Annotated in this window: 21 protein-coding genes; 11 read left to right on the forward strand and 10 right to left on the reverse strand. The window is 67.9% G+C overall.

Annotated elements, in window-relative coordinates; translation table 11 throughout:
• Nucleotides 1-1,914 (forward strand): DUF2264 domain-containing protein, encoded by a 1,914-nt coding sequence (locus C563_RS20945; protein ID WP_018761195.1) that lies wholly within the window; start codon nt 1-3, stop codon nt 1,912-1,914.
• 32 nt (nt 1,915-1,946) lie between these two features.
• On the opposite strand, the gene C563_RS0106335 is transcribed toward C563_RS20945, so the two are convergent.
• Entirely contained in the window at nt 1,947-3,413 is a 1,467-nt protein-coding gene (locus C563_RS0106335; RefSeq protein WP_018761196.1) for an FAD-binding oxidoreductase, read from the reverse strand.
• Nucleotides 3,414-3,649: 236 nt separating this feature from the next.
• Here C563_RS0106335 and C563_RS0106340 point away from each other — a divergent pair, with 236 nt between their 5' ends.
• The 3 genes from C563_RS0106340 to C563_RS0106350 all read left to right on the forward strand — a co-directional run bounded on the left by C563_RS0106340 (nt 3,650) and on the right by C563_RS0106350 (nt 6,482).
• The gene (locus tag C563_RS0106340; protein WP_018761197.1) at nt 3,650-4,429 is read left to right on the forward strand and encodes an SDR family oxidoreductase; all 780 of its coding nucleotides are present in this window, start codon (nt 3,650-3,652) and stop codon (nt 4,427-4,429) included.
• Between the two features lie 113 nt (nt 4,430-4,542).
• Nucleotides 4,543-5,436, forward strand: coding sequence for an SMP-30/gluconolactonase/LRE family protein (locus C563_RS0106345; RefSeq protein ID WP_018761198.1), 894 nt, complete (start codon nt 4,543-4,545; stop codon nt 5,434-5,436).
• Between the two features lie 14 nt (nt 5,437-5,450).
• Complete coding sequence (locus C563_RS0106350; RefSeq protein ID WP_018761199.1) at nt 5,451-6,482, forward strand: aldo/keto reductase; 1,032 nt, start codon at nt 5,451-5,453, stop codon at nt 6,480-6,482.
• A gap of 23 nt (nt 6,483-6,505) precedes the next feature.
• On the opposite strand, the gene C563_RS0106355 is transcribed toward C563_RS0106350, so the two are convergent.
• The 4 genes from C563_RS0106355 to C563_RS20950 form a co-directional block, all read right to left on the reverse strand.
• Nucleotides 6,506-6,748, reverse strand: coding sequence for a hypothetical protein (locus C563_RS0106355; RefSeq protein ID WP_018761200.1), 243 nt, complete (start codon nt 6,746-6,748; stop codon nt 6,506-6,508).
• Nucleotides 6,749-6,757: 9 nt separating this feature from the next.
• A complete protein-coding gene (locus tag C563_RS0106360) occupies nt 6,758-8,191 on the reverse strand; it encodes a flotillin family protein (RefSeq protein ID WP_018761201.1) in 1,434 nt (477 codons plus the stop codon).
• Between the two features lie 237 nt (nt 8,192-8,428).
• On the reverse strand, nt 8,429-9,712 hold the full coding sequence (locus C563_RS0106365) for a hypothetical protein (RefSeq protein ID WP_018761202.1): 1,284 nt from the start codon (nt 9,710-9,712) through the stop codon (nt 8,429-8,431).
• A 23-nt stretch (nt 9,713-9,735) separates the two neighbouring features.
• A complete protein-coding gene (locus C563_RS20950) occupies nt 9,736-11,268 on the reverse strand; it encodes a S8 family serine peptidase (RefSeq protein WP_018761203.1) in 1,533 nt (510 codons plus the stop codon).
• Between the two features lie 90 nt (nt 11,269-11,358).
• Between C563_RS20950 and C563_RS0106375 the strand changes: the two genes are divergently transcribed.
• Nucleotides 11,359-12,531 carry a serine hydrolase domain-containing protein gene (locus C563_RS0106375; protein ID WP_018761204.1) on the forward strand — a complete coding sequence of 391 codons (1,173 nt, stop codon included), beginning with the start codon at nt 11,359-11,361 and terminating at the stop codon, nt 12,529-12,531.
• Between the two features lie 154 nt (nt 12,532-12,685).
• Nucleotides 12,686-13,510, forward strand: a complete 825-nt coding sequence (locus C563_RS0106380) for a DUF1206 domain-containing protein (RefSeq protein WP_018761205.1) — start codon at nt 12,686-12,688, stop codon at nt 13,508-13,510.
• 12 nt (nt 13,511-13,522) lie between these two features.
• On the opposite strand, the gene C563_RS0106385 is transcribed toward C563_RS0106380, so the two are convergent.
• Entirely contained in the window at nt 13,523-14,140 is a 618-nt protein-coding gene (locus C563_RS0106385; protein WP_018761206.1) for a hypothetical protein, read from the reverse strand.
• Nucleotides 14,141-14,452: 312 nt separating this feature from the next.
• Between C563_RS0106385 and C563_RS0106390 the strand changes: the two genes are divergently transcribed.
• From C563_RS0106390 to C563_RS0106405, 4 genes are all read left to right on the forward strand, one after another.
• A complete protein-coding gene (locus C563_RS0106390) occupies nt 14,453-15,499 on the forward strand; it encodes an NAD(P)-dependent alcohol dehydrogenase (protein WP_026264427.1) in 1,047 nt (348 codons plus the stop codon).
• A gap of 238 nt (nt 15,500-15,737) precedes the next feature.
• A complete protein-coding gene (locus C563_RS0106395; protein ID WP_018761208.1) occupies nt 15,738-16,469 on the forward strand; it encodes an SGNH/GDSL hydrolase family protein in 732 nt (243 codons plus the stop codon).
• A 90-nt stretch (nt 16,470-16,559) separates the two neighbouring features.
• Nucleotides 16,560-17,948 (forward strand): sigma 54-interacting transcriptional regulator, encoded by a 1,389-nt coding sequence (locus C563_RS0106400; RefSeq protein ID WP_018761209.1) that lies wholly within the window; start codon nt 16,560-16,562, stop codon nt 17,946-17,948.
• A 14-nt stretch (nt 17,949-17,962) separates the two neighbouring features.
• Complete coding sequence (locus tag C563_RS0106405; RefSeq protein ID WP_018761210.1) at nt 17,963-19,963, forward strand: vWA domain-containing protein; 2,001 nt, start codon at nt 17,963-17,965, stop codon at nt 19,961-19,963.
• A 60-nt stretch (nt 19,964-20,023) separates the two neighbouring features.
• Here the strand turns inward: C563_RS0106405 and nrfD are convergent, their stop codons facing one another.
• The 3 genes from nrfD to fdh are packed head-to-tail and all read right to left on the reverse strand — an operon-like array spanning nt 20,024 to nt 25,031.
• Nucleotides 20,024-20,968 carry an NrfD/PsrC family molybdoenzyme membrane anchor subunit gene (gene nrfD / locus C563_RS0106410; RefSeq protein WP_018761211.1) on the reverse strand — a complete coding sequence of 315 codons (945 nt, stop codon included), beginning with the start codon at nt 20,966-20,968 and terminating at the stop codon, nt 20,024-20,026.
• Nucleotides 20,965-21,792: a 4Fe-4S dicluster domain-containing protein gene (locus tag C563_RS0106415; protein WP_018761212.1), complete on the reverse strand. Its 828-nt coding sequence runs from the start codon at nt 21,790-21,792 to the stop codon at nt 20,965-20,967. The genes nrfD and C563_RS0106415 overlap by 4 nt, the downstream gene beginning before the upstream one ends.
• A complete protein-coding gene (gene fdh / locus C563_RS0106420; protein ID WP_018761213.1) occupies nt 21,789-25,031 on the reverse strand; it encodes a formate dehydrogenase in 3,243 nt (1,080 codons plus the stop codon). The genes C563_RS0106415 and fdh overlap by 4 nt, the downstream gene beginning before the upstream one ends.
• Nucleotides 25,032-25,276: 245 nt before the next feature.
• Here fdh and C563_RS0106425 point away from each other — a divergent pair, with 245 nt between their 5' ends.
• A complete protein-coding gene (locus C563_RS0106425) occupies nt 25,277-25,510 on the forward strand; it encodes a hypothetical protein (protein ID WP_018761214.1) in 234 nt (77 codons plus the stop codon).
• Nucleotides 25,511-25,589: 79 nt separating this feature from the next.
• Here the strand turns inward: C563_RS0106425 and C563_RS0106430 are convergent, their stop codons facing one another.
• Nucleotides 25,590-26,519, reverse strand: coding sequence for a sugar phosphate isomerase/epimerase family protein (locus C563_RS0106430; RefSeq protein WP_018761215.1), 930 nt, complete (start codon nt 26,517-26,519; stop codon nt 25,590-25,592).
• Nucleotides 26,520-26,524 lie beyond the last annotated feature (5 nt).

The raw sequence follows: 26,524 nt of genomic DNA on the forward strand, positions 1-26,524 counted from the left end.
ATGCCTGTCCCTGCACGTCCCCTCGCCCTTGTCCTTCCCCCGCTGGACCGGGACTTGTCGCCCTACACCGGCCTCACCCGTGAGCACTGGTGCGCCTACGCGGACCACCTGCTGCGCTCGGCGCACAGATTCGCCACCGACGACCACGCCAACCTGTTCCTGCCGGGCGCCACCAGCGCCTACGGTCGCCGAAGCGACTCGCTCGAAGCCTTCGCCCGCACATTCCTGCTCGCCTCCTTCCGGATCGCCGGAGACCCGGAGGGCACCCGCTGGCTCGCGGACTGGTACGCGAAAGGGCTCGACGCCGGCACCGACCCCGCCAACCCCGACCGCTGGCCCACGCCGGGCGAACTGGACCAGGCCAAGGTGGAAGCCGCATCGCTGGCCGTTGGACTGGCCCTGACCCGCGACGTCCTCTGGGACACGTTGCCCCGCCGGGTGCAGGAACAACTGATCGCCTGGTTAGAGACGGTGATTGGTGAAACCTACCCACCAATCAACTGGGTGTGGTTCCAGATCGTGGTGGAGATCTTCCTCGCCGGCGTTGGCGGCAGGTCTTCGGATGCCGATATCGACGCCGGCCTGGCCGTCCATGACTCCCTCCACCGCGGCCACGGCTGGTTCGCCGACGGGCCGGAGCGCGCGTACGACCACTACGTGGGCTGGGCCTTCCAGGTGTATCCGCAGTTGCTGCAGCTCATGGCGCCCGGGGATCCCCGGGTGCAGGCGCGGGCGGCGCTGGACGGCGGCCGGCTGGCGGACTTCCTCGACGACGCCATCCACCTGGTGGGGGCGGACGGCGCGCCCCTGGTCCAGGGCCGCAGCCTGATCTACCGCTTTGCGGCGGCAGCCCCGTTCTGGAGCGGCCAGCTGCTGGGCCATACCCGGTTGAGCCCCGGTGTTTCGCGGCGGGCAGCGTCCGGTGTCCTGGCCTATTTCATGGGCCGTGGGGCGACGAACGACGACGGCCTGCTCACCATTGGGTTCCACGGCGAGTTCCCGGGCATGAAGCAGTCCTACTCCGGCGCAGGTTCGCCCTACTGGGCGGCCAAGGGGATGCTGGGCCTGGCCCTTCCGGCGGACCATCCGGCGTGGACCGCCGTCGAGGAGCCGTTGCCGGTGGAGACCGCAGACACCCGGCTGTTCATCCCGGCCCCGGGCTGGCAGGTGGATGGCACGGCAGCGGACGGCGTGGTCCGGGTCCGTAACCATGGAACCGACCACGCCAACCCCGGAACCCGGGTGGCTGATTCACCGCTGTACGCACGCCTGGGTTACTCCACGGCCACCTTCCCGGACCTGGCGTCCGAGTCCCTGGACAACGCGGTGGTGTTCGCCGATGCCGGCGGGCGGCTGACGCACCGCACCGGGTTTGATTTCCTGGGCCAATTCGGCGCCGGCGGGGTGCAGGTGGGCGCCTCCCGTGCGGCCACGCACTGGATCGCGATCGATCCCGACGGCGGTCCGGACCACGGCAGCGGAGCTGCCGGGATTGCCACGCCCGGTCCGGAAGTGACGGTTGTTTCGGTGACGCGCGGCGCCGTCGAGCTTCGCCTGGTGCGTGTGCGCGGGGCGTCCGGGGCGGCCGCGCGGCTGCGGATCGGCGGGTGGCCGGTCCCCGCCGGGTCCACGCTCAGTAGTATGGTCCGTCCCGTGGGCTGGGGGCAGGACCTTGACGACGCCGGCACGTGGCAGTCGGAGGCGCCGCACCCGGTGGGGGAGCAGGTGGCCATTCCGTGGGCCGGCACCGCCGGTCCGGCGGCTGACGGAGATTACGCGGCCGTCGTCGGACTCGGCGGGAACGGACTCACCACCGAACTGGACGCCGCCGGCTTCCGCGGGGACGGCCTGTTCGTGTTTGCCGACGGCACTGCCGTGGACCCCGCCGCCGTGTGGGCTCAGCTCCGGCCGTAGGTCCGGCACCTTCCGCACGGGCCCACTGCACCTCAGGACGTTGCGGCGCCCTCGGCCGGATGTGCCGCGGGCGGCGCAGCGGCCTCGTGCGGCGCCGCTTCCGATGGCGCCGTGGCCCCTGCCGCGGCGGGCTTGATGTTCTGGTTCACATGGAAGAAGTTGTCGGGGTCGTACTTGGCCTTCAGGTGGGCAAGCCGCGCATAGTTCGATCCGAGGGTGTCCTCGATCCGGGACTGGTCGTCGGCGTCCTGGAAGTTAAGGTAGCCGCCGGGCTCGGAGAACTCGTGCAGCGCGGACCAATATTCCCGGACCCAGGCAATGTTTCGCTCGTTTTCCGCCGGGTCGGGCCACTGCGCCGCGATGACCGGCGCAAAGTCAACGTCGCGGTACGCGAACGCGGTGGCCTCGGGCGCCACCCTCTGGACCGCCCCGTCGATCGGATAGAAGTGGTTGGCCGAGTGGACGCTGGGAATACCCGGTGCGTACTCGACGGCGGTCCGCAACGCCTCGTCGCTGAGGGTGCGGAGGAAATCAGCCTTCCAGTAACCCTGCAGTCCCGGAACGCCGCTGAGTCCGTCGAACATGACGTTCAGCGCCGGGTACGGCATGGGTGCGAAAAAGCTGCCCAGCACCGTCCCCGCGTCAAGCATCTTCTGCCAGTGTGCCGGTCCCGCGTCAAGATCGCCCGTCCACATGCCGGCAATCACGGCCACCGGCTTCCCGTGCCATTCTTCGGGAAGGAACGGGACTGGCGGTCCCTGGTGGAATCCAAGGAAGGCCCCCATCTCGTCGGGCTCGGCGGCGATCCACTCCCGGTAGGCAGCGCCCACCGCGGCACCGGCCGATGCATCGAAGAACATGATCCCCACATGCACCATGTCCACCGGGTGCAGCCGGAATTCCATCGACGTCACCACGCCGAAGTTGCCGCTTCCGCCCCGCAGCGCCCAAAAAAGGTCCACGTTTTCCGCTTCGCTGGCCGTGACGAAGGTCCCGTCGGCAAGGACCACGTCCGCTGAAGCAAGGTTGTCGCAGCTCAGCCCATACTTCCGCGATAGGTAGCCGATGCCCCCGCCGAGCGTGAGGCCGGCGACCCCGGTTGAACCGATAATCCCGCCGGTACTGGCCAGCCCGAACGCATGCGCAGCGTGGTTGTAGTCCGCCCACGTGGCGCCGGGCTCCACCCGGGCCAGCCGTGCCGCGGGGTCTACGCGGACGCCGCGGCGGGCCGAGAAATCAAGGACCAGGCCGCCGTCGACCGTCCCAAATCCCGGGGCACTGTGTCCGCCGCCACGCACGGCGACCTCGATCCCGAGGCCCCTGGCGAACCGGACGGCCGCCAGGACGTCCGCCACCTGCGAGACCCGCAGGACTGCTGCCGGACGGCGGCTGATCATGCCGTTGTAGACAAGGCGCGCGGCCTCATACTCGGCGTCGTCCTCTTCGATGACCTGCCCGCGGACCTGTTCGCGGAGCACGTTGAAACGTTCGCTACCCATCACAACTCCAGATATTTGTGTCGAAGACCAGGGGCAGCCGGCTCCATACAGGGCCCAGCGGGGGCCAGCATGATGATTCTTTCGGTATACGCCTGGCCTCTGGCGGGGTCAAGGGAGCGCCGGTGCCATCGGCCCGGTCCGGGCAGGACAGGGGCCGTTGGACCCTGTCCTGCCCGCCAACACCCCCTCTACCGTGAAACCGAACACGTCACCGCAGCAACGCTTAAGGGGATCGAATGACCCGGATATCAGTCGTCACCGGCGCCGCCTCCGGCATTGGCAAAGCAACCAAAGAGCTGCTGGAGCAGCGGGGCGGCCGCGTCATTGGCGTGGACATCCACGGCACTGACGTGACCGCCGACCTTTCAACCCCCGCAGGGCGGACAGCCCTGGTGCAGGGAGTCCGGGACCTGGCGGGGCAGGTGGACGCCGTGTACGCGGTGGCCGGCCTGGCCACCCCCACGCCGGCTACCGTGGCGGTGAATTTCTTCGGCACCGTCGCCACCCTTGATGGCCTGCGCCCGCTCCTGGCCGGATCCCCTTCCCCGCGGGCCGTGCTGGTCTCCTCGATGGCCGCCCTGATGCCCAGCGACCCCGACCTCGTTTCCCTGCTCACGGCAGGGGACGAAGCGGCGTCGCTTGCCCGCGCCGAGGTCCTGGCCCGGGAACCGGAAACCACAGGGGGACTCATCTACGCCTCCACCAAGCTGGCGCTCTCACGCTGGGTCCGGCGGCAGGCAGCCACCCCGGAATGGGCCGGCGCAGGCATCCCGCTCAACGCCGTCGCCCCCGGCATCATTGCCACCCCCATGACGGCGGGCCTGATTGACACAGCCGAAGGCCGGGAAGCCCTGCTTGCGATGGTCCCGATGCCGTTGAACGGCATCGCCGAACCGATCGCCGTGGCCCGCCTGCTGGCCTGGCTCGGCGGCGAGGAAAATACCCACCTGTGCGGCCAGGTGGTTTACATCGACGGCGGCAGCGACGCCGTCCTGCGCGGCGACTCCGTCTGGTAACCCCGCAGCCACCCGGGCTGCACGGCCTCCCGGCCTGATCCACGGCGTCGGCGCGGGACAGGCGCCCCGCCCCGGCCGTGGGGCTATGGTGGTGCCTATGCGAAGGTGCGCCGATGGCTGATGGACTGACGACGGGCGCCTTGGAGTGCCTCTACACGGGAACCGTCTGGGCAGAAGGGCCCCTGTGGGTACCCTCGACGCAGACCGTGCGCTGGAGCGACATCCCCAACAACCGCATCCTGGAATTCGACCCCGCCACCGGTGCCGTCCGCGACTACGCGCAGAACGTCGAATTCACCAATGGGCGCACGCTCGACCACGACGGCAGCGTGGTGCAGTGCAGCCACGGCCGACGCCGGGTGGAACGGGACAGGAACGGCACCGTGACCGGCCTGGTTGATTCCTTCCGGGGCCACAGGCTGAACTCGCCCAACGACGTGGTCATTGCCGGCGACGCGTCCATCTGGTTCACCGACCCGCCCTACGGCATCCTTCCCGGCACCACGGAAGGGCACGAGGGCGAGCAGGAATACGGAGGCTGCTACGTGTTCCGTCTCGATCCGGCGTCCGGAAACCTTGACGCCGTGATCACCGACCTCGTGCACCCCAACGGGCTGGCGTTCTCCCCGGACGAGACTGTCCTGTACGTGGCGGACACCGCCGGGCCCAGCCACGGGGTGCCGCTGAGGATCGTGGCCTACGACGTTCGCGATGCCGCCTGCGGGCCCGGCCGCGTCGTGGTGGAACTCCCCGACGGGCGGGCAGCCGACGGCCTCCGGGTCGATGTCGAGGGCAGGATCTGGACCTCCGCAGGCCCCGCCGTCAGGATCTACTCACCATCTTTCGAGCTGCTGGCTTCCATCGACGTCCCGGAGACGGTTTCCAACCTCTGCTTCGGCGGCCCGGACGGCCGGGACCTCTATCTCACCGCGACCACCAGCCTGTACCGGATCCGCACCAGAACCCGCGATGCGGCCGGCCGGAACATTCCATCAACCCACCCCTGAACGTGAGGACATCCATGCAGTACAGAACCCTGGGCCACAGCGGCACTGTCGTGACCAACTACGCGCTCGGAACCATGACGTTCGGCGCGGAAGCCACTGAGGAAGATTCGCACGCCATCCTGGACAGCTACTTCGCCGCGGGCGGAAACTTCATCGACACCGCCGACGTCTACAGTTCGGGCACGTCGGAGGAGACCATTGGCCGCTGGCTGGCCCAGCGTCCCGCGCTCCGGGAAACAGCGGTCATCGCAACCAAGGGACGCTTCCCCATGGGAACGGCACCGAACGACGTCGGAACCTCGCGGCGGCGCCTGACGCGCGCCCTGGACGATTCCCTCCGCAGGCTGGGCGTGGACCAGATCGACCTCTACCAGCTGCACGCGTGGGACCCCATCACGCCGCTGGAAGAGACCCTCCGCTTCCTCGACGACGCCGTGAGCCGGGGCAAGATCGCCTACTACGGTTTCTCCAACTTCCTCGGCTGGCAGCTGACCAAGGCCGTCCACACGGCGCGCAACCAGGGCTGGAGCGCGCCCGTGAGCCTGCAGCCGCAGTACAGCCTGCTGGTCCGGGACATCGAATTCGAGATTGTCCCCGCGGCCCTCGACGCAGGGATTGGCCTGCTGCCGTGGTCCCCGTTGGGCGGCGGCTGGTTGTCCGGCAAGTACAAGCGGGACCAGCGTCCGGCCGGCGCAACCCGCCTCGGTGAAAACCCCGAACGCGGCATGGAGGCGTGGAAGGCACGCAATGACAACCCCCGGACCTGGGCGGTCATTGACGCCGTCGAAAACATCGCCGCCGGCCACGGGGTAAGCCCCGCCCAGGTGGCCCTGGCCTGGCTCGCGGACCGGCCGGCCGTGACCTCGGTGATCCTGGGAGCCCGCACCACCGAACAGCTGGCCGACAACATGGCTGCTGCCGACCTGCGGCTCAGCAGTGAAGAAGTCGGCAGGCTGACCGAGGCCAGCCTGCCGCAGACGGGGGTCTACCCGTATGGGCCGATGGCGCAGGAGCAGCGCAGCCGCAAAATGGAGGGCGGCCGCTAGGAACGGCGGCGGTGCGTGGGCCTTTACGCCGGGTGCTTCAGCACATCGGGCAGTTGGTCCACGTACACCGTCTGCGGCGGGTCGTAGTAGATCACCAGCACTTCCTCGCCCACCGCGAAGCCGCTTATTTTGTCATACGGGTAGGCGTGGAACGCCATGATGCCGCCCAGGTACGGCAGCATGACCTCCCCGATGGTGCCCGGCCCGATGCGGCCGGTCACCCGCCCAATCTTTCCCGTCAGGCTCCGGTCCACCTCTTTGTGCATCGGCGGTCCCTACGCGCCCGGAGCCTTGGGCGCACGCTTATCCTCGCCGCCCTTGCGGAGCGCTGACGAGAGGGCCGGCAGATAGTCACCCACCTGGGCCAGGATCCCGCCCAGCATCTTGTTGACCCCCTCGCCGCCGTTCAGGACCGTCATCTGCCCCACGTGGGAGAAGGGCTCGGCCGCTGCGGCGATGATCGCGGGCATGTTTTCGGCGAGCTGCTGCGAAATCACGGCGTCTTGGTTGGTTCCCAAAGCCTCGGCCCGGGCCTTGATGCCGTCCGCCTCTGCCAGGGCCTTGGCCTTGATTGCCGAGGCTGCCGCGTCGCCCTTGGCCTTGGTGGCTGCGGCCTCGGCCTCACCGGTGACCTTCGTGGCGCCGGCGGCAGCAGCTGCGGCGTTGGCGTTGGCCTGCGCCTGCAGTTCCGTTCGGCGGGCATTGGCCGTGGCCTCAAGCTCGGTGCGCCGGGCCAGGGCCTCTGCGGCGGAGATGTCGGCGGCCTTTTGGCCCTCCGCGTCGGTGCGCTTGGCGTACGCTTTCGCATCGGCAGGCTTCCGGATGGTGGTCTGCAGCTTCTGCTCTTCCCGGTCCGCCTCCAGCTTGGCAACTTCGGTCTCCTGAACCACCACCTGTTGCCGGGCCGTGGCCTCCGCCAGCGGGCCGGCCTGCGCAGCGTTGGCTTTGGCGCGTTCGGCGTTCGCCTGGGCCACTGACTGCCTGATCGCCGAGACGCTCTGCGCGTCGGCAATCAGCGCGGCAGCCTCCGCCTCCTTTTCGGCCGCCTCGCGGTTGCGGGTGGCCTCGGCAATGCGGGCCTCCATCTTCACCTGCGCGATGTGCGGCTTGGCGATGTTCTGGATGTACCCGGTGGGGTCCTGCAGGTCCTTGATCTGCAGCGAATCCACCACGAGGCCCAGCTTCTCCATTTCCACGCCGCTGGCGCTGCGGACCTGCGAACCCAGCTTGTCGCGCTCGCGGATGATTTCCTCCATGGTCATGCTGCCAATAATGGACCGCAGGTGCCCTTCAAAAACGTTATAGACCTGGCTTTCCATTTTTGGTTGCTGGCCCAGGAAACGTCGGGCCGCATTGGCAATAAAAGGCGGGGCATCGCCGATTTTGTAAATGACAACCCCTTCCACGATCACTTGGATGCCTTGGGAAGTAACGCAGGACACTTTGAGCTCAGTCTCATTCAGCGTGAGCGAGAGGGTCCGCACCGTCTGGAGTCCGGGCAGCACCAGGGCGCCCTTGCCGGTGACGATCTTGAAGTCCATTCCGGCCCGGGTTTCGAGGGTTCCGCGGGTCAGCCCGGAAATGATCAGGGCTTCGTTGGGTTCGGCCACCTTCCACATCAGTTTTGTTGCCGTCCAAATGAATCCGATGGCGACGAGCACCGCCAGAATGGTGGCAATAAGCGGGAAGAATGCGGTGAAATCCGGCATGACCAGGTCCTTTCGATGCCGCGGAACAGGCATCACGGTAAAGCCCCAATAAATGCAGCCGTCGGGAATTCCGCCGTAGAAATAAACCTCGCCGTCGGCGCGCCCGGCCAGCTGTTGTAGACAGTCTGGTTGGGCCCCGCCCAAGAGTCCAGAGCTGGGCTGATATTTGCCTGCGGCAACAGAAAACGGGGCGGCCTGCGGGGGAGTCGGCGGCTGTCCAGTCTTGGCCGGCGAGCCTCACCGTCCGGCGGCGGCAGTGAAGGAGTCCACGACCGGCCACAGTACCTCGGGGTGCCGGATATCGCTGTGGGCGCCGGCGAAGGGGTTCTGGTCCTGGGATATCACCGCATTGGCGTCAAGGCAGTAGAACCCGCCCGCGCTGAATCCGTAGGACTCACCCGGCCGGCGCATGGGGACCGTCGTTGCGCCGGCCTGCTGGTAGCCGTCATGGCCCATCCCCTCCCAGCGGTACATGAAGTCGTGTACGTCCTCGTTGTCCTGGCGCTGGAGGAAGCTTGCCGTCGGATACCAGGTCCCCACCGCGCGGTCGGCTTTGCTGAAGGAGGCGATGAACGGCCCGTCCACCCGGCCGGCACAGGATGCCAGGAGGCCCGACCGTGCGGGATCGGTGGGGAGCGGGGACGCAAAACTGAAGTGTGAGAAGGCTCCTTGGATGAGGTAGAGCAGCTTGACGGGGCTGGCAGGGCCGGCAGCGGAGGCCGGCAGCCCGGCGAGCGCGTTGGCCACCAGCCGGGCCCCGAAGCTGTGCCCCATCAGGTAGATGCGCGGTTGGCCGCCGGGTCCTGCGAGGGAACCGAGGTACGGGCCCAGTCCCTTGCTGCCGATGACGCCGGCACGGTTCTTCATTTCGTAGTAACTGAACGCGCGCAGCACCTCACGCGCGCCTTTCCACAGCATGCCGAAGGGGTTCCCGATGTCCTGCGCACTCGACTGCGACGGGGCGGCGAGCGCGGCGGCGTGGGTCAGGAGGGGCGCTGTGGTGGCTGCCAACGCTGCCTGCAGGTTCGAGTCCTCGGATTCCGGCGGCGGCACGGGGGAGCTGACCAGCCGGAGCGCAAGGTGGTGGAAGCGTTCGAGTTCCTGCGGATCTTCCGGTTGCCGGTCCAGCAGGTCTCCGATCGCGCCGAGGTCCTGCTCGTTCCGGGGGAACGCCGGAGCCAGGTGCGCCGCCAGTGCCGCCCCCGTGGACGGGGCCGCCGGCGCGGCGGTTGCCTGGTCCTCGGGAAAGAGCAGGGACGGCCAGATGATTCCGACGGCGGCGCAGCCTTCCGCCTGTTGTCCCAGCTGGCCGGACAGATTGCCGAACATCCACTGGTAGAGGCTGCGCGCGGACTGGACATCGCTGTTCCAGCCGTGGGAGAAGACGAAAAGGTCACGGATGCCGCCGTCCGCAACGGCGGCGGCCAGGGAAGCACCGTCTGCCGGGTTTCCAGGGTCTGGGCTGCCATCGGCGGCGAAGGCCAGCTCGTAGTAGTCGAGGTCACCGATGCGACCGGTCATGGCTGCTCCTGGCTGGTGGGTGGTTAGATCGAGTTCAGGACCCGCATCAGGTCCACCAGGCCGCTGCCTTGGAAGAACGGGTGCCGGCCCAGAGAGCTTGCATTTTGCATGAACAGGTCTTTGACCACCTCAGGCTTGCCGATGAATTCCGGCCGTGCCGAGAGGAACGCGGCGATGGCTCCTGAAACGTGCGGGGCAGCCATCGAGGTTCCGCTGTCCTCGACGTAGCAGGGCATGGGAGCGGTCGCGTCCTTGAAGCCCGGGACCTGGCTGCGGGTCTTTCCGGCTGCTGCTGACGTGATGCGCTCGCCGGGGGCTACAAGATCCGGCTTCAGGCGCCCGTCAAGGGTGGGCCCCTTGGAGGAGGTATAGGACACCCCGAAGACGTGCGGCTGGTCCCGGTGCGTTGAGCCGACCGTGATGGCCTTGGCTGCGTTTCCCGGGTCGGTGATGGTGGAGAGCCGGCCGTAGAAGTCGCCGTTATCGTCCCGGGCGTCGCCACCGTTGCCTGCGCTGACCACCACCACGACGCCGGAGCCCACCAGCAGGTCGATCTCCCGGCACAGGGGGCTTTGGCCGGCTGCGAAGTCACCGGGGTACCAATCGCAGCCGAGCGAGAGGTTGACGCCGTGGATCACCATGTTGCGGCCGTAGGAGTTGACCGCCCTGACGTAGTTCAGTGCGGCGATCACGGCGCTGGACAGCGTGTGCTCCTGGTTGTTGAGGACCTTCAGGCTCACCAGCAGGGCCTCGGAAGCCAGGCCGGCCAGAGACCGGCCGGGGTCCAGTTCCCGCGGTGTCCATTCAGGCAGCCCGTCCGGGGTGGAGCGGCTCATCATGATGACTGCCGCCGGGGGAGCGGAGCCGGCGATGATCCCTGCCACGTGTGTCCCGTGTCCGACGTCGTCCACCAGGGCAGGTGCCGGGTCCTGCGGGACCAGGTCCTTGGCTGAGCGGACGGCTCCTGCGTCCTGGGGAGCCGAGCCGTCGGCATCCGGGCCGGAGACCAGAGCCGTGAAGTCGCGGTGGAGATCCGCCACCCGCGGGTCATGCAGGTTGTCAGCTTTTCCCGCGTGGACAGGAAGGAAATGCGGGTGCGTGCCGTCGATGCCCGAGTCGATGACGGCCCATACACATCCGCGGCCCGAGGCCCCGAATGTGCGCAGGGCGGCATCGGCCTGCACGGTGGCGGCCGACCTGTCGATGTGCGGACGCACAATGTAGTCGGGCCACACACGGTAGATGGTGCGCTCCGCAACCCCGTGTGCCGCATCTGCGGCCAGGAGGTCGGTCAGCTCGTCGGGCCGGAGCCGGCACTGGAGGTACAGGGTTGAGACCTGCAGCGGCGGGGCAGGCGGATCCGCAACCGATGAAAAGGTGTCGTTGAAGAGCGTGGCGAACCGGGCCCCCGCGGATGTGGCCAGCGTCCCGTGCCCCACCTGCAGTTCCACCAGGACGGCCTGCCGCTGGTTGCCGTCGGTGTGGACCAGAAGGTCGTGTCCGCGCTGCTCTGAATTGTTGCGGGGCCTCAGCAGTGAGCTCACCAAACGCGTCATGCCATTCTCCGGTCTCACTGAAGTGCTGCCACCAATTATGGGCAGCGGCCCCGGCATGTCAATACGGCGCGGGCCGCCCTACCATGAGGTGTGGGCTCGAAAAACCGCATCGTGAGGCGGGCGGCGCTCGCGGTGGCACTCTCCGTCTCCGGCTGCACCTACACGGACGACCCCCTTCCGCCCGGTACCTTTCCCCCTGCCTTGGAGCCTATGGTGCAGCAGATCCAGCTGTTCCTGAACCAGGGCGCCGTCTCGGCCGTTGTCCAGGTCCGGTGGCCGGGCGGCGAATGGTCACAGGCCTTTGGCGTGCGCGACCTCGACTCCCTGGACCCGGCGCAGCCCACGGACAGGGTGGAGATAGCAGGCGTCACCCAAGCGATGACCGCCGTCGCGGTGCTTCGGCTCGTCGATGACCATCTCATCGGCCTTGATGACCCTGTTATCGACGCCGTCCCTGAACTCGCGGGCCTGCTGCGGCCGCCCGGACCGCTCACTGTGCGCCAGTTGCTGAGTCACACTTCCGGGATGCCGGACGCCGCCACGGCACTGCCCCATGACGTGGACTTCCGCCCGGCACTGTCGCAGGCCCTGGACCTCGAGCAGCAGGTGCAGGCCGCCGGGACGCTGCCTTGGCGGGCCTCCGACGTCGGACTGTTCACATACTCCACCACCGACTACGTGGTCCTGGGCCTCGTGGTGGAAGCCTTGCGCCATAAGCCATTCGCGCAGGTCATGCTGGAACAGGTGTTCTCCCCGTTGGGGCTGAAGGACAGCACCCTGGACCGGCCGGACGCGCGGGCACCAAACATCCTCCATGGCTACGTCACCCTTCACGGCGAGCGTATCGACACCACCGACGACGCGTCCGTCGCCGGCTCCCCGGCATCCGGTGTGGTGTCAACGGTGGCGGACCTGAACCGTTTTATGGCCGCACTCCTCCAAGGCCGGGCCGTTTCCCCGTCCTCGCTGCGGGAGATGAAGACCAGCCCCGGCTTTGGCCGCTTCGGGCTGGGATTGTGGCGCTTCGCGGATCAGTGTTCACCGGCCATGCGGCAGGAAGGCAAGGGCTCGTTCCGGGACTTCCAGACCGTTGCCGTCAGCAGCGACGACGGGCGCTACCAAGCCGCAATGACGGTCACGGCGCCGCCCATGCCCGGCGAGGTTGAAGACCCCGCCAGCACCGGCCGCCGGGACCTCCTCAACGGCCAGATCGAGTCCACCCTCAACGAGGCGCTGGACAGGCTCTGCCAGCCTGCCCGCTGAGCACAAACGCGCCGGTCAGCCGCGCCTAAGGCCGCACCCGGGGCCTGTCCGGATGGTCCCCGCGGATCTACACTGAAGCATCCCGCGACACGTTGCGGCCGGGGAAAGCTGGCGTGGGAACAGAGGATCAACTACATCGCTGGAAGGGCGGACCATGGGCAACGCGTCGCAGGGAGCTAACCGGGCAGTTTCGGAAGCGGCATCGGCCAGCCGCAGCCCGGCGTTACGCATTCTGGCCCGTGCCGGCTTCGTGTTCATCGGCCTGGTCCACGTGTTGATCGGCGTGATCGCCCTGCAGCTGGACCGGGGCCAGGGCGGGGAAGCGGACCAGTCAGGGGCGATCGGATCCCTTGCCTCAAAACCCGGCGGCGGAATCCTCCTGTGGGTAGGGGCGGTTGCCTGCGCGGCCCTCGCTCTGTGGATGGTCGGCGAAGCCGTGTTTGGTGCGCGTTCCGAAAGTGATTCGAAGAAGAAGCTGAAAGAGGCAGGATCCGCTGCGGGAAAGGCCGTGGTGTTCGGTTTCCTGGCCTTCACGTTCGCCGTGTTCGCGACGGGCGGTTCCAAGAGTTCCAGCCAGTCGGCCAGTGACTTCACGGCCAAGCTCATGGCTGCGCCCGCTGGAGTGGTGCTGCTGGTCGTTGTCGGCTTGGCGATCGTTGCCGCCGGCGTTTACTACGCGTACCGGGGCTTCACCCGAAAGTTCATGGAAGACCTGCAGGATCCCGGAAACGCCCGCACCGCTGTCGAGTGGCTCGGCACCGTGGGCTACATCGCCAAAGGAGTGGTCCTCGCCGTCGTTGGTGTCCTGATTATCGTGGCGGCTGCGACCGCCGATCCGTCCAAGTCTTCGGGACTGGATGGCGGCCTGAAGGCACTGGGTTCACAGCCCTACGGCGTGTTCCTGCTCGCGGCCATCGCCGCCGGCCTCATCTGCTACGGCGTGTACTCCATGGCGCGGGCCCGGTACGGCAAGTTCTAGGGAGCGGTCTTGTCAGCCGATGGGCCACCAGTCCGGAAGCAGTTGCCACAGGTCCGCCAGGAATTCCTCCGCCGGCCGGGGCTGATCCTCCAGGAGGCGTGACTCCAGTGCCCCCACCACGCCGTAGGCAATGAACCGCGCCACCATGGGCGGCGGGACGTCGCGGCCACCCGGTGCCGGAACGGCGATGGCCCGGCGTTCGATCAGCAGGCGGACCGAACCCTCGAAATGGGCGCCGAGCATGCCGTGCAACCCCGCAGTTCCCGGCTCGGCGGCCAGGCCGTGGCGGTAGATCCGGCGGTGGGCATCCACGTGGCGGACCACCCCGGCGGTTACGGCTGCGACGGCGTGGCCAATGTCGCCGCCGGACACGGAGAGGTGCTCGTCCCGCAGGGCATCCAGTTCGGCGGAGAGGACCTGCCGCAGCAAGGCGGCGGGGGATGCCGCGTGCTGGTAGAACGTCGACCTGTTGACCCCCGCGGCAGCGGCGACCTGCGCGGCCCCCAGTGTCCCGGCGTCGTGGACCGCTGCCAGTGCCAGGATGGCGGCGGCGAGCCTGGCATAACTCCTGGCCGCGCGGGGATCGCGGGCAGCCGGTACCTCCGTGCCCTGATCCGGTCCTTTTGTCATGCCGGTCACACTCCCTGGTGATCTTGGCCGCCGGCGGTGGATATACCGCCCCCGCGGGCGTAGCGTTCTAACTATCCAACATTTGTTGGATAGTTCGATCGGGCCACTGTACCTTCGGCTCACGGTTGAAAGCAAGCCCCACCATTCCCATGTCTCGGCTGGGCCGCCCTGAGGATGTGGCGGCGGCATCCTGCCCGCCGCCAGCGACGACGCCGCGTTCATGACCGGGTCCGAACTCGTGCTCGACGGCGGCTACACCGCCCGCTGAAGCAGAAACCCACAACAATGCAACAGAAAGAAGAGGGCAGCAGCATGCGCGCCATAGTGTTCAACGAATGGAAGCAGTTTCCCGAGCTTCAGGAAGTGGCCCGGCCCGTTCCCGGGCCCGGCGAAGTCCTGCTCAAGGTGGCCGGCGCGGGTGCCTGCCACTCGGATGTGAGCATCTTCGAGGATTTCACGGCTGAGGTGCCCGGAAACATGTCAAAAGGTTTCATCCTGGGCCACGAGAACTCCGGGTGGGTTGAAGAGCTCGGCCCCGGCGTCGACGGCATCAACGTCGGCGACGCCTACCTGGTGTACGGGCCCATCGGCTGCGGGCACTGCAAGGCATGCTCCCGCGGCCAGGACACCTACTGCGAGAATGCGGCGACCAACCCCTACCTGGGTATCGGACTTGGACGGGACGGCGGCATGGCCGAATACGTCACCGTCCCGGTGCGCAACCTCATTCCGCTCGGTGCGGCGGATCCGATTGCCGCGGCACCGCTGGCCGACGCCGCCCTGACGCCCTACCACGCCATCAAGACTGCCCTTCCGCACCTGAACGGCGGAGGCCGCTTCGCGCTGGTGGTGGGACTCGGCGGGCTGGGACAGATCGCAGTCCAGATCCTCACGGCACTCACGGGCGCCACCATCATTGCCACCGACATGAAGCCGGAGGCCATGGCCAAGGCTGAAGCGGCAGGGGCCGTCACCGTGCCCGGCGGTCCGGACCAGGTGGCCAAAATCCGTGAGCTTACCGGCGGCCGGGGCGTGGACGCGGCCTTCGACTTCGTGGGCGTCACCCCCACCATCGCCACCGCCACCGGGTCCATGGCCCAGGGCGGACGGCTGACCGTGGTGGGCATCGCCGGCGGAGTCCACGAATGGACGTTCTTCAACACGCCCTACGAATCCACCATCACCAACACGTACTGGGGCACCATCGAGGAGCTCCACGAGGTGGTGGACATGTACCGGGCGGGCCAGATCGTACCGGAGATCGAGACCTTCTCCCTTGACGACAGCCTGGACGCCTACCGCCGGCTGGCGGAGGGGAAGCTGAGCGCCCGGGCGGTGGTTGTCCCGCACCAGGGCTGACCACCCGGGGCCGGTCCCGGGCGGCCACTCCAGGCCTGCCGGACGGGTCCGGCCGCCCGGCAGGCAACCGATGCAGAAGGTGTGAATTGGCCGTGGAGTTGCTGTGCGATCTGTCGCATTGGCCCCGCCGGCACTACAGTATCCTCACTGAATGCCTACGATGGGACACGGACAAACGACAATAACGTGGCGGCCGGCGACTTAGCCGCCGCCGGATTCCAGGCAGGAGGCGGCACCCATGCAACACACCGTGCCGCTGCGCGGGCACCCCGCCAGGCTCGTTGCTGCCGGCACGTTCGGCGTCCTGCTGGCCGTTACGTCAGGCAGCGCGGCGCAAACCCAGCCGCCGGCCACGGGGGAGGCCCCGGTCCGGGTGGTAGTGGTGGGGGACTCGCTCAGCACCGGCCACGGCACCTCGCCGCAGGAAGCCTGGCCGGCCCTGATGCGCAACGACCCCGTAGGCGCCGGCCTGGAAGTGGTCAACGCAGCAGAAGACGGCAGTGGATACGTCAGCCCCGGCGATTTTGACGGAACGTTTGGCACCCAGGTTGAGGAGCTCGTCAACGCCAAAACGGGGATTGTGGTGTTCTTCGGCTCGGAAAACGACCTCGGCTACGCGTCCGATGAAATTGGCGACGCCGCGCTGGCGGCGATGGACCGGGCCGAGACGCTCGCCCCGGAAGCGAAAATCATTGTGGTGGGACCGCCGTCGTACTCCCCGGACCCGGACCCCGGGCTCCTGGAGATCAGCAGCCAGCTCAAGGCCGCCACGGCCCGGGCCGGAGGCGAATTCGTGGACCCCATCGCCGAGGGCTGGATCAGCGGCGACTTCGATGACTTGATCGGCCCCGACGGCGACCACCCCACCGTGGCCGGACAGCACTACCTCCTGGAACACATCGGCGCCTACCTTGAGCAGGCGGCGCCGGCTGCCGCGGCGGCCGTGCAAGGACGCCCCGAACTCCAGTGATACGCCGGCTCCTGCCGGCGGCCGGCATGTCGGTCCAGGAATCTGGAGGAATCTATCGATTACCTTCAGGGCGGGGATTACGGTAGAGGAGTGACTGACCGCCCCGAAATCTACACCGTTGGTGAACTCCGAGCAGCGGGCCATGTCCTCAAGGACCTGAGGCACGAAATCCGCGACAATCTCCTCGCCGCCCTGGCAGCAGGTCGTGACCCGTGGCCTGGCCTCTATGGGTTCAGCCGGACCGTCCTGCCCCAGCTTGAGCGAGCCCTGATCGCCGGCCATGACCTCGTGCTGCTGGGAGAACGCGGACAGGGCAAAACCCGCCTGCTCCGCACCTTGGCCGGGTTGCTGGACGAATGGTCTCCGGTGATTGAGGACTCGGAACTGAACGAACACCCCTATCAGCCGATCACCGAACAGTCCCTGGCCCGCGTCCGGGCCGAGGGGGACCGGTTGAGGATCGGCTGGCGGCACCGTTCCGAACGGTACGTCGAGAAGCTCGCAACGCCGGACACGTCCGTGGCGGACCTCGTCGGCGACGTCGACCCCATGCGCGTGGCCGAGGGCCGAAGGCTCGGGGATCCGGAGACCATCCACTACGGGCTTATTCCGCGCTCCAACCGCGGCATCATCGCCATCAACGAGCTCCCGGACCTGGCCGAACGCATCCAGGTGTCCATGCTGAACGTGATGGAGGAACGTGACATCCAGATCCGCGGATACGTACTGCGGCTACCCCTCGACGTGCTTGTTGTGGCCTCCGCCAACCCGGAGGACTACACCAACCGCGGCCGGATCATCACCCCGCTGAAGGACCGCTTCGGTGCCGAGATCAGGACCCACTACCCGATCGAACTCGGGGACGAGGTCTCCGTCATCCGGCAGGAGGGCCGGCTGGTGGCTGACGTCCCGCCCTTCATCCTGGAGATCCTTGCCCGCTACACCCGGGCGCTGCGCGAGTCCCCGGCCATCAACCAGACCTCCGGAGTTTCGGCCAGGTTCGCGATCGCCGGTGCCGAAACCGTGGCCGCGGCGGCGCTCCGCCGGGCCCGGCTCCGCGGGGAGGACCACGCCGTGGCCCGGATCATCGACCTCGAACCTGCCGTGGAAGTCCTGACCGGCAAGATCGAGTTCGAATCGGGTGAGGAAGGCCGCGAACAAGGCATCCTCGACCACCTCCTCCGCACCGCCACCGCAGAGGCCGTCAGGGCCCACTTCCAAGGCCTCGATATGGGACCGCTCGTATCGGCCTTGGACGGCCACCGAACCGTCACCACCGGGGAGCAAGTCACGGCACAGGAGTTCCTCGCTAACCTCCCGTCCCTCAACGGCTCCGGCCTCTACGACGAAATCGGTCGCCGCCTGGGTGCGACGAACGACGGACAGCGGGCTGCCGCCGTCGAACTGGCCTTGGAAGGGCTCTACCTGGGCCGGCGGATCTCCAAGGAGTCCGACGACGAGGAAACCACCTACGGCTAGGCGCAGGAGGCAGCATGGCCATCCACAAAAGGTCCGCCAGGTACGGCCGGTACACCGGCGGCCCGGACCCCCTGGCTCCGCCGGTGGACCTGGCGGAAGTGCTCGACGCCGTCGCCGACGACGTGATGGCAGGCTATTCGCCGCGGCATGCCCTGCAGGAGTTCCTGCGGCGCGGTGGACGGAACCGCGAAGGCCTGGACGACCTTGCCCGCCGCGTGCAGGAGCGGCGGCGGGACCTGCTCAGCAGGCACCGGCTGGACGGCACCCTGGAGGAAGTTAAAAGGCTGCTGGATACCGCCGTGCTGGAGGAACGCAAGCAGTTGGCCCGGGACGCCATGATGGACAACACCGAACGCGACTTCCGCGAGATGCAGCTCGAGAACCTGCCGGCCTCCACCGCCGCAGCAGTCAACGAGCTCGCCTCCTACGACTGGCAGTCCGGAACCGCCAAGGAAGCGTACGACCGGATCAAGGACCTGCTGGGCCGGGAGGTCCTGGAACAGCGGTTTGCCGGAATGAAACAGGCGCTGGAGAGCGCCACCGATGAGGACCGCGAGGCCGTCAATGCCATGCTCCGGGACCTCAACGGGCTGCTGGCGAAGCACCGCCGCGGCGAAGACACCGAGGCCGATTTCCAGGAGTTCATGGCCAAGCACGGCCAGTTCTTCCCGGAAGACCCGCAATCAGTGGAAGAGCTCGTGGATGCCCTGGCGCAACGTGCCGCCGCCGCCCAGCGGCTCCTGCAGTCCATGTCCGCCGAACAGCGCGCGGAATTGATGCAGTTGTCCGCCCAGGCATTCGGCTCGCCGGAACTGATGGCCCAGCTCAGCGAGCTCGACGCCTCCTTGCAGGCACTGCGCCCAGGGGAGGACTGGAGCGGCTTGGAACGGTTCGAGGGGCAGGAAGGACTCGGCCTGGGCGACGGAACCGGCGTCCTGCAGGACATCGCGGAACTTGATGAGCTCTCCGAACAGCTGTCCCAGTCCTACAACGGATCCCGGCTCGATGACCTTGACCTTGACGCGCTGGCCCGTCAACTTGGTGAGGGTGCGGCCGTCAGCGCCCGCACTCTTGCCGAAATCGAGCGGGCCATGCAGGAGGGCGGCTACCTGCGCCGCGGCGCCGACGGCGACCTCCGGCTCTCGCCGCAGGCCATGCGCCGGCTCGGCAAGTCGCTGCTGCGCGACACCGCCAAACAGCTGTCCGGGCGGCAGGGAAACAGGGATACCCGGACGGCAGGGGCGGCCGGTGAACAGTCCGGCTCCAGCCGCCAGTGGGAGTTCGGCGACGCCGAGCCGTGGGACGTGACGCGCACCTTGACCAACGCCATCCGCCGCACCATGGCCGACGGCGGCGATCCGGCGCGCGGACTGCGCCTCGCCGTTGGGGACATCGAGGTAACCGAAACCGAGGCCCGGACCCAGGCCGCCGTCGCGTTGCTGGTGGACGTCTCCTTTTCCATGGCCGCGGAGGGGCGGTGGGTCCCGATGAAGCGCACGGCGCTGGCCCTGCACCACTTGGTGTCCACCCGGTTCCGCGGTGACCGGCTGCAGCTGGTGACCTTCGGCCGTTACGCCCAGTCCATGGACATCGCGGAACTGACGGCCCTGCCGGCCCTGCGGGAACAGGGCACCAACCTCCACCACGGGCTGCTGCTGGCCGGCCGCTTCTTCCGCCGGCACCCCTCCATGCAGCCGGTGCTCCTGGTGGTGACGGACGGGGAACCGACCGCCCACCTGCTGCCGGACGGAGACTCCTGGTTCAACTGGCCGCCGGACGCGGAAACCATCCGGGCCACCGTTGCCGAGCTGGACCGGTTGGGAAGGGCGGGGACGCAGACCACGTTTTTCCGGCTTGGGAACGATCCCGGGCTGGAGCGCTTCATCCAGCGCCTGGCACGCCGGGTGGACGGCCGCGTGGTGGCCCCTGACGTCGGCGACCTGGGCGCAGCCGTGGTGGGGGAATACCTCCGGGCGCACGTCCGCAGCGCCTACGCCGACGGCGACTGGTTCTGACCGGGCCGGGCGCTCCGCAGCGTCCCGGCCCGGGCTGCGGCTTCCGTTCAGGCGGCCGGCTCAGGCTGCCGCGTCGATGCCGGCGGCTTCCCTCCTGACGGCTTCGGCAGCGTTGAGGCGCTCCCGCTGGGGGACCACCACATACTTGGGGTCGCGCGTCGACGCTTTTCCGGCCTCGAAGACACCGAACCGCAGCAGGGCCGACCCCGCAGCCACGGCGAGGCCACCCACGACGCTGACGGTGCGCGACCGGTGACCGCCGAGGGCCAGCCCCACGGCGCCGCCGATGCTGAAGGCCTTGGACAGGCGCATCAACGTACCGCCCCGGCCCTCCCGCAGTGTCTCCGTGCTCAGGTGGCCGCTGCGTTCCATCCGCAGGCTCGCCACCGTTTCCAGCAGCGCACCCGCCACTGCCATGCGCCGCGCAGGACCGGCCTCCGGGACGGGCGCCAGGGCGGCTGCGATGCCGCCGCCGGCAGCGGCGGCCGAACCGGCAAACACGAACGGCAGGATTTCGTGGGCGTCATGCCAGGTGGGAACCGCGGTGTCGGCCAGCAGCACCGCCGTGTACGTGGCCACCGCGGAACCGCTGACAGCTGCGCCGAGGCCGCAGGCCCGCCCGGCCGCCGGGAACAGTCCCGTGATGTTGGCGGCCGCACTCGCGCCGGCGAGCGGGCCGTACACGGAAAGGATCCACGAACCCATGCTCATGGGCGAGGTGGGTTTGGCCACCCGCAGCATGTTGAGGAACCGTTCCGGCCGGCCCAGGTCATGCACCAGCGCCGCTGCGGACACCGAGATCGCGGTCAGCGCCGTGAGCTTGGCCCGGCGTTCCAGTGCGGGCCGCCCCGTGTACTGCGCGCCGGCCGCCAGCATGGAGGAGGCCGCAGCCACGCCGCCGGCAAAAATGTACCCCGCGATGTCCGCCGCCTCCCAGGTGGGTTCCTTGAGAATGGGCCGGCCATAGTATGAGGTGAATTCCTCACGCTCCCGGCGGCGGCTCACTTCCTGGCTCCCCAGAAGACGACGGCGGCCCCCGCCAGGAGCCCGGCAGCAGCACCCGCGGCCCGCCGCCACATGGCAGGCAGGTCCCTGGTGGTCACTACCGGGTCCGGCGGCAGCCCGTAGGTTTCGGGTTCATCCAGCAGCAGGAAGAAGGCCCCGTCACCGCCCACCCCGCCGTCGGGATCCCTGCCGTAGAGCCTGGCCTCATCCACACCCCGCTCGTGGAGCTCCGCGACCCGGGCGTCGGCCCGTTCCCGGAGCTCATCAAGCTCACCGTACTGGATGGACTGGGTGGGGCATGCCTTGGCGCAGGCCGGCTCTTCGCCGACACCCAGGCGGTCGTAGCACATGGTGCACTTGAAGGCGCGGCCGTCGTCGGGCCGCTGGTCGATCACGCCGTACGGACACGCCGAAACGCAGTACCCGCAGCCATTGCAAATGTCCTGCTGGACCACCACCGTGCCATGCTCGGTACGGAACAACGCCCCGGTGGGGCACACATCCAGGCAGGCGGCGTTGGTGCAATGCTTGCAGACATCCGAGGACATCAGCCACTTGATGCCCTCGGTTCCGCCAGCCGCCGGAGCCGGAACCTTCTTCTCGATGAAGGCCACGTGCCGCCAGGTGTCCGCGCTGAGCCGGGAAGTGTTGTCAAAGGACTCACCGGTGAGTTGTAACGGCCTCTCCGCCGGCAGCGAGTTCCACTCCTTACAGGCCACCTCACAGGCCTTGCAGCCGATACAGAGGCTGGTGTCCGTGAAGAAGCCCTTGCGTGCTTCACCGGGTGCTCCGATGGCGGGCATTCCCAACTGGGTGACGCTCATGCCTTGATTCCTTCCTGGCCGGTGTGCTCATCGATGCCTGCCCGCTGACGGTATTCCGCCACCAGGGATGGCAAGGCCGGCCCTTGCGGCCTCCGCCCGGGACGGATGTCCACTGTCAATGCCTTGACCTCCTGGATGTGGACGTTCGGGTCCATGGCGATGGAGGAGAGCTCGTTCATCGCATCGCCGCGGCTGAGCCCGTTGGGGCCCCAGTGGTAGGGCATCCCGATCTGGTGCACGGTGCGGCCCTGCACGGTGAGCGGTTTCATCCGGCCGGTCACCAGGACCCTGGCCTCGATGGCTCCGCGGGCCGAGACCAGGGTGGCCCAGCCGTTGTTGGTGAGTCCCCGCTCGGCCGCCAGTTCCGGTGACACTTCGCAGAACGACTCCGGCTGCAGCTCGGCAAGGTAGGGCAGCCAACGGGTCATGGCCCCCGCGGTGAAGTGTTCCGTGAGCCGGTAGGTGGTCAGCACGAACGGGTAAACCTCCGCCCCCGGTTCCCGGCCACTGGGTTGGTACCGGTTGCCGTCATGTTTGAGGAGCTTCCGGACCGGGTTCCGGTTCTGCCCGTAGAGTGCATTGTCGAAGGGGGATTCCTGCGGCTCATAGTGTGTGGGGAGCGGCCCGTCGGTCAGGCCGGCGGGAGTGAAGAGCCAGCCTTTTCCGTCGGACTGCATGATGAACGGGTCGATGCCGGAGAGGGCGTCGGTGCCCGTGGCGTCCTCGGCGGGACGGTAGGACGGTGGTTTGGCGGGCTCGCAGTCGGGGACGTCGTCGCCGGTCCATGTCCCGGCGTCCGCGTCCCACCAGATGAGCTTTTTCCGCTCGCTCCACGGCCGTCCCTCCGGATCGGCGGAGGCCCGGTTGTACAGTTCCCTCCGGTTGGCCGGCCATGCCCAGCCCCACTCGCGGCTGGAAATATCCTGCTCGGTGTGGGGTTTCCGCCGGGCCGCCTGGTTGACGCCGTCGGCGCGGCAGCCGCAGTAGATCCAGCAGCCGCATGAGGTGGAGCCGTCGTCCTTGAGCTGGGTGTAGGCGGAGAGCGGGTTGCCGTCGGGGCCGCGGCCGTTGATCTCGGCGAAAACGGCGTCTGCGTCCGGTTCATCCTGGGTGCCGATGGTGGGGTAGTCCCACGTCAGGTCCAGGATGGGACGGTCGACGTCGTCGCGCGAGTCCGCGAGCAGCTTCCGGATGCGGTTGCCAAGGTGCCAGATGAACCAGAGGTCGCTGCGGCGCTCGGCGCCAGGCTCCACGGCCTGCTCGCGCCACTGGACAAGGCGGTTGGTGTTGGTGAAGCTGCCGGCCTTTTCCGTGTGGGCTGCGGCCGGAAAGAAGAAGACTTCCGTGCCGATGTCCTCCGTGCGCATCTGGCCGGTGGCGATTTCCGGGCCGTCCTTCCACCAGGTGGCGCTTTCGATCAGGGAGAAATCGCGGACCACGAGCCAGTCGAGGTTGGCCATCCCGGCACGTTGCAGGTGGGTGTTGGCGGATCCGACGGCGGGGTTCTCGCCCATGAGGAAGTAGCCCTTGCAGATTCCTTCCAGCTGCGCCATGACGGTGTCATAGGTGCTGTGGCTGCCGGTGATCCGGGGAAGGTAGTCGAAGCAGTAGTCGTTGCTTGCCGTGGCGGCGTCCCCCCACCAGGCCTTGAGCAGGCTCACGGTGTAGGCGGACATGTTGGCCCAGAAGCCCTGCTTGGCGGAGTCCGCCCCGACGTAGCCGGCCAAGTCCAGGTGCTGCTTGGCGTGCGGCATGGGCAGGTAGCCGGGCAGCAGGTCGAAGAGGGTGGGGATGTCGCTGGAGCCCTGGATGCTGGCATGTCCGCGGAGGGCCATTATCCCGCCACCGGGCCGGCCGATGTTGCCCAGCAGGAGCTGCAAAACCGATGCGGCCCGGATGTACTGCGTCCCTGTGGTGTGCTGCGTCCAGCCCACGGCGTAGGCGAAGGCCGTGGTCCGGTCCCGGCCCGAGTTGCTGGTGAGCGCTTCGGCCACCTCCTCAAACAAGGCCTGCGGTACCCCGCACACCTCTTCCACCATCTCCGGGGTGTACCGCGAGTAGTGCCGGCGCAGGACCTGGAACACGCAGCGCGGATCCTGCAAGGTCTCGTCGCGGTGCCACTTCCCGGCCACGCCGGGCCCGCCGGAACCATGGGACTGGGCGTGCGAGGATTCACCCAGCCTGCTGCCTTCCTGCTCGTCCGCGTCCCGTTCACCGGAGGACGCAGCCGCGAAGCCTCCCTCGTACTGCCAGCTTTCGGTTTCATAGGAGGAATCGTCCCGGTTGAATCCGGAGAAGAGGCCGTCGAGGTCTTCGGTATCGCGAAAATCCTTGCCGAGGATGGTAGCGGCGTTGGTGTAGTTGACGACGTAGTCGTGGAAGTACGCATCGTGGCCAATGACCCAGTTGACCAGGCCGCCCAGGAAGGCGATGTCCGTCCCGGCGCGGATTGGAACAAACGTATCGGCCATGGCGCTGGTGCGGGAGAACCGGGGATCCACGTGGATGATTTTTGCCCCGCGTTCCTTCGCTTCCAGGACCCATTGGAATCCGACGGGGTGTGCTTCGGCGAAGTTTGATCCCTGGATCAGGATGCAGTCGGCGCGTTGGAGGTCCTGGAGATAGGTGGTGGAGCCGCCCCGGCCGAAGCTCGTGCCAAGGCCGGCCACCGTGGAGCTGTGGCAGACCCGCGCCTGGTTCTCCACCTGGACGATCCCCAGGGAGGTGAACAGCTTCTTGATCAGGTAGTTTTCTTCGTTGTCCAGGGTGGCGCCGCCCAAGCTGGCGATTCCCATGCTGCGGCGGGTGCGGAGGCCCCCGGATTCCCATTCCCAGGTCTTCCGGCGGGTGTCCACCACGCGTTGGGCCACCATGTCCATGGCTGTTTCAAGGTCGAGCCGCTCCCAGTCAGTACCGTGGGGCCGGCGGTAGAGAACGTACTTTTCGCGGGAGTCACCGGTGGTCAGCTGCAGCGAGGCCGAGCCTTTGGGGCACAACCGTCCCCGGCTGATCGGGGAGTCCGGGTCGCCCTCGATCTGGATGACCGTCCCGTCTTTGACGTAGACCCGTTGGGCGCATCCCACAGCGCAGTAGGGGCACACCGAAGGGACCACGTGGTCTGCGGTGGCGGTCCGGGGCGTGAGGTTTTCGGTGGCGGGTGACTTCACGGCATGATGCCTGCCCGTGGGATCGTTCTCGAGCAGTTGGCGCAGCACTGGCCATTGCAGCGGATTCACCATGGGGCACCCCTTTGGTCGTCGAATCGACATGCCTGTGGCACGGGTCACATGCATGTGGGGAAAATGCTAACAGGGGCTTAGCATTTCTGCACCGGCTTGTGGAAGCGGACTCAACCGGTGGGTGGTGACCACATGTCCGAGGACTGCCCTCCGAAAAGTTGCGACATCGGATTGCCGCGGGTGCCCGGACATTGCGCCCGCGAATGAGTGTAGGCACGCACCATCGTCGGTGCGATACTGCGTTCATGAAGATATCCGCCTGGTGGCCGCTGGTAGGCGACGAAACACGCACGTGGCTCATTGAGCACAACGGCGAGCCCTTGCCGGCCCTTGTCATCACGGACATCATGGCCGTCACCGGCGGCTCGACCGATCCTGAATGGTGGGCTGGAGAATCAGCTGACGGTCCCCAACTTACTGATGGGGCCGTGGATTGGATCGAAGCTGTCGCCAACGGCGAAGAGCCCACGACAGGCTGAATCCAGAGTTGGGCAGCCGCCGCGCGGTGAAGGCGTTGGCGGTGCTGTTGTCCCCGGAAGTTCCAGGGGTGAGTTCAGGTCACGGCTCCATCATGATGTCTCCAGGGAAGGGCTGGGGCTGAAAAGGTGCGGCGGTGTCGGCTCCTGGCCGCGCAGGCCAGTGGCGCCGGAACCACCGCACCGCCGATCCGAGTGCCTCGTCCAGTGGCGGTGCGTCGGGGTGCCACGACTTCTCCCACTCCAGGCAGACGGGACCGGCGTAGCCGGCGTCCCGGAGCAGCCCGGCAAAGGCATCGACCGGGAGGGTGCCTGTGCCGACAAAGGCCGGGGTCCGGCTGGCGGGCAACCGGGCGTCCTTGACCTGGACGCTGCCCGCTCCGCCGGTGAGCCAGGGCTGCAGGGCCCGCCACGTTTCGCCGAGGGTCTCGCCCACCCGCCACGGATGCATGAGGTCCCAGACGGCGCCTGCGGGCCCATCCACCATGTCCAGGATGGCGGCGATGTCGCTGCCGCGGGGGTGTGAATCGTGCGTTTCAAGCGCCGGGTACGTTCCCAGATCCCGGGCCAAGCGTGCGACGGCTGTGAGCCGTCCGGCTGCCAGGGCGTTGGCTTCCTGACTGGCTTGGATGGTTTCGGGAACCCTGTCGTATCCGCAGGGGTGGACGGGGGCTCCCGGGAATACCCTGACGGCCGGCGCGCCGAGATCATGGGCCAGGATCAGCGCCGCTTCGAGCGCCCCCACCACCAGTTCATCGGCAACCGGTTCCGCGACCCTGATGTAGCTGGCCACCCCGGTGACGGCCAGGCCTGAATCTTCGATCCGGGACCGGAGTTCGGAGCGTTCGCGCCGGGTCATGGCCGGGGCGGCGATCTGGCCGGGGCCAAGCCGCAGCTCCACTCCCCGTGCACCGTGCGCCACCAACCAGGACAGGACCGTGTCCAGGCTTTCGCCAGGCGCCCCCAGTGTTGACACCGTCAGTGTTGGTTCGAGCTCCGCTCGGTGGTGCATTCGTC

This window comes from Arthrobacter sp. 135MFCol5.1, assembly GCF_000374865.1.
Taxonomy (GTDB): Bacteria; Actinomycetota; Actinomycetes; order Actinomycetales; family Micrococcaceae; genus Arthrobacter.

Coding starts and splice junctions, on each gene's coding strand:
- C563_RS0106355 (WP_018761200.1), bottom strand. CDS start 6,748: ATGCACAAAGAGGTGGACCGGAGCCTGACGGGAAAGATTGGGCGGGTG.
- C563_RS0106430 (WP_018761215.1), bottom strand. CDS start 26,519: ATGCACCACCGAGCGGAGCTCGAACCAACACTGACGGTGTCAACACTG.
- C563_RS0106390 (WP_026264427.1), top strand. CDS start 14,453: ATGCGCGCCATAGTGTTCAACGAATGGAAGCAGTTTCCCGAGCTTCAG.
- C563_RS0106385 (WP_018761206.1), bottom strand. CDS start 14,140: ATGACAAAAGGACCGGATCAGGGCACGGAGGTACCGGCTGCCCGCGAT.
- C563_RS20945 (WP_018761195.1), top strand. CDS start 1: ATGCCTGTCCCTGCACGTCCCCTCGCCCTTGTCCTTCCCCCGCTGGAC.
- C563_RS0106415 (WP_018761212.1), bottom strand. CDS start 21,792: ATGAGCGTCACCCAGTTGGGAATGCCCGCCATCGGAGCACCCGGTGAA.
- C563_RS0106395 (WP_018761208.1), top strand. CDS start 15,738: ATGCAACACACCGTGCCGCTGCGCGGGCACCCCGCCAGGCTCGTTGCT.
- C563_RS0106345 (WP_018761198.1), top strand. CDS start 4,543: ATGGCTGATGGACTGACGACGGGCGCCTTGGAGTGCCTCTACACGGGA.
- C563_RS0106340 (WP_018761197.1), top strand. CDS start 3,650: ATGACCCGGATATCAGTCGTCACCGGCGCCGCCTCCGGCATTGGCAAA.
- C563_RS0106380 (WP_018761205.1), top strand. CDS start 12,686: ATGGGCAACGCGTCGCAGGGAGCTAACCGGGCAGTTTCGGAAGCGGCA.
- C563_RS0106335 (WP_018761196.1), bottom strand. CDS start 3,413: ATGGGTAGCGAACGTTTCAACGTGCTCCGCGAACAGGTCCGCGGGCAG.
- C563_RS0106350 (WP_018761199.1), top strand. CDS start 5,451: ATGCAGTACAGAACCCTGGGCCACAGCGGCACTGTCGTGACCAACTAC.
- C563_RS0106360 (WP_018761201.1), bottom strand. CDS start 8,191: ATGCCGGATTTCACCGCATTCTTCCCGCTTATTGCCACCATTCTGGCG.
- C563_RS0106425 (WP_018761214.1), top strand. CDS start 25,277: ATGAAGATATCCGCCTGGTGGCCGCTGGTAGGCGACGAAACACGCACG.
- C563_RS0106365 (WP_018761202.1), bottom strand. CDS start 9,712: ATGACCGGTCGCATCGGTGACCTCGACTACTACGAGCTGGCCTTCGCC.
- C563_RS0106405 (WP_018761210.1), top strand. CDS start 17,963: ATGGCCATCCACAAAAGGTCCGCCAGGTACGGCCGGTACACCGGCGGC.
- fdh (WP_018761213.1), bottom strand. CDS start 25,031: ATGGTGAATCCGCTGCAATGGCCAGTGCTGCGCCAACTGCTCGAGAAC.
- C563_RS20950 (WP_018761203.1), bottom strand. CDS start 11,268: ATGACGCGTTTGGTGAGCTCACTGCTGAGGCCCCGCAACAATTCAGAG.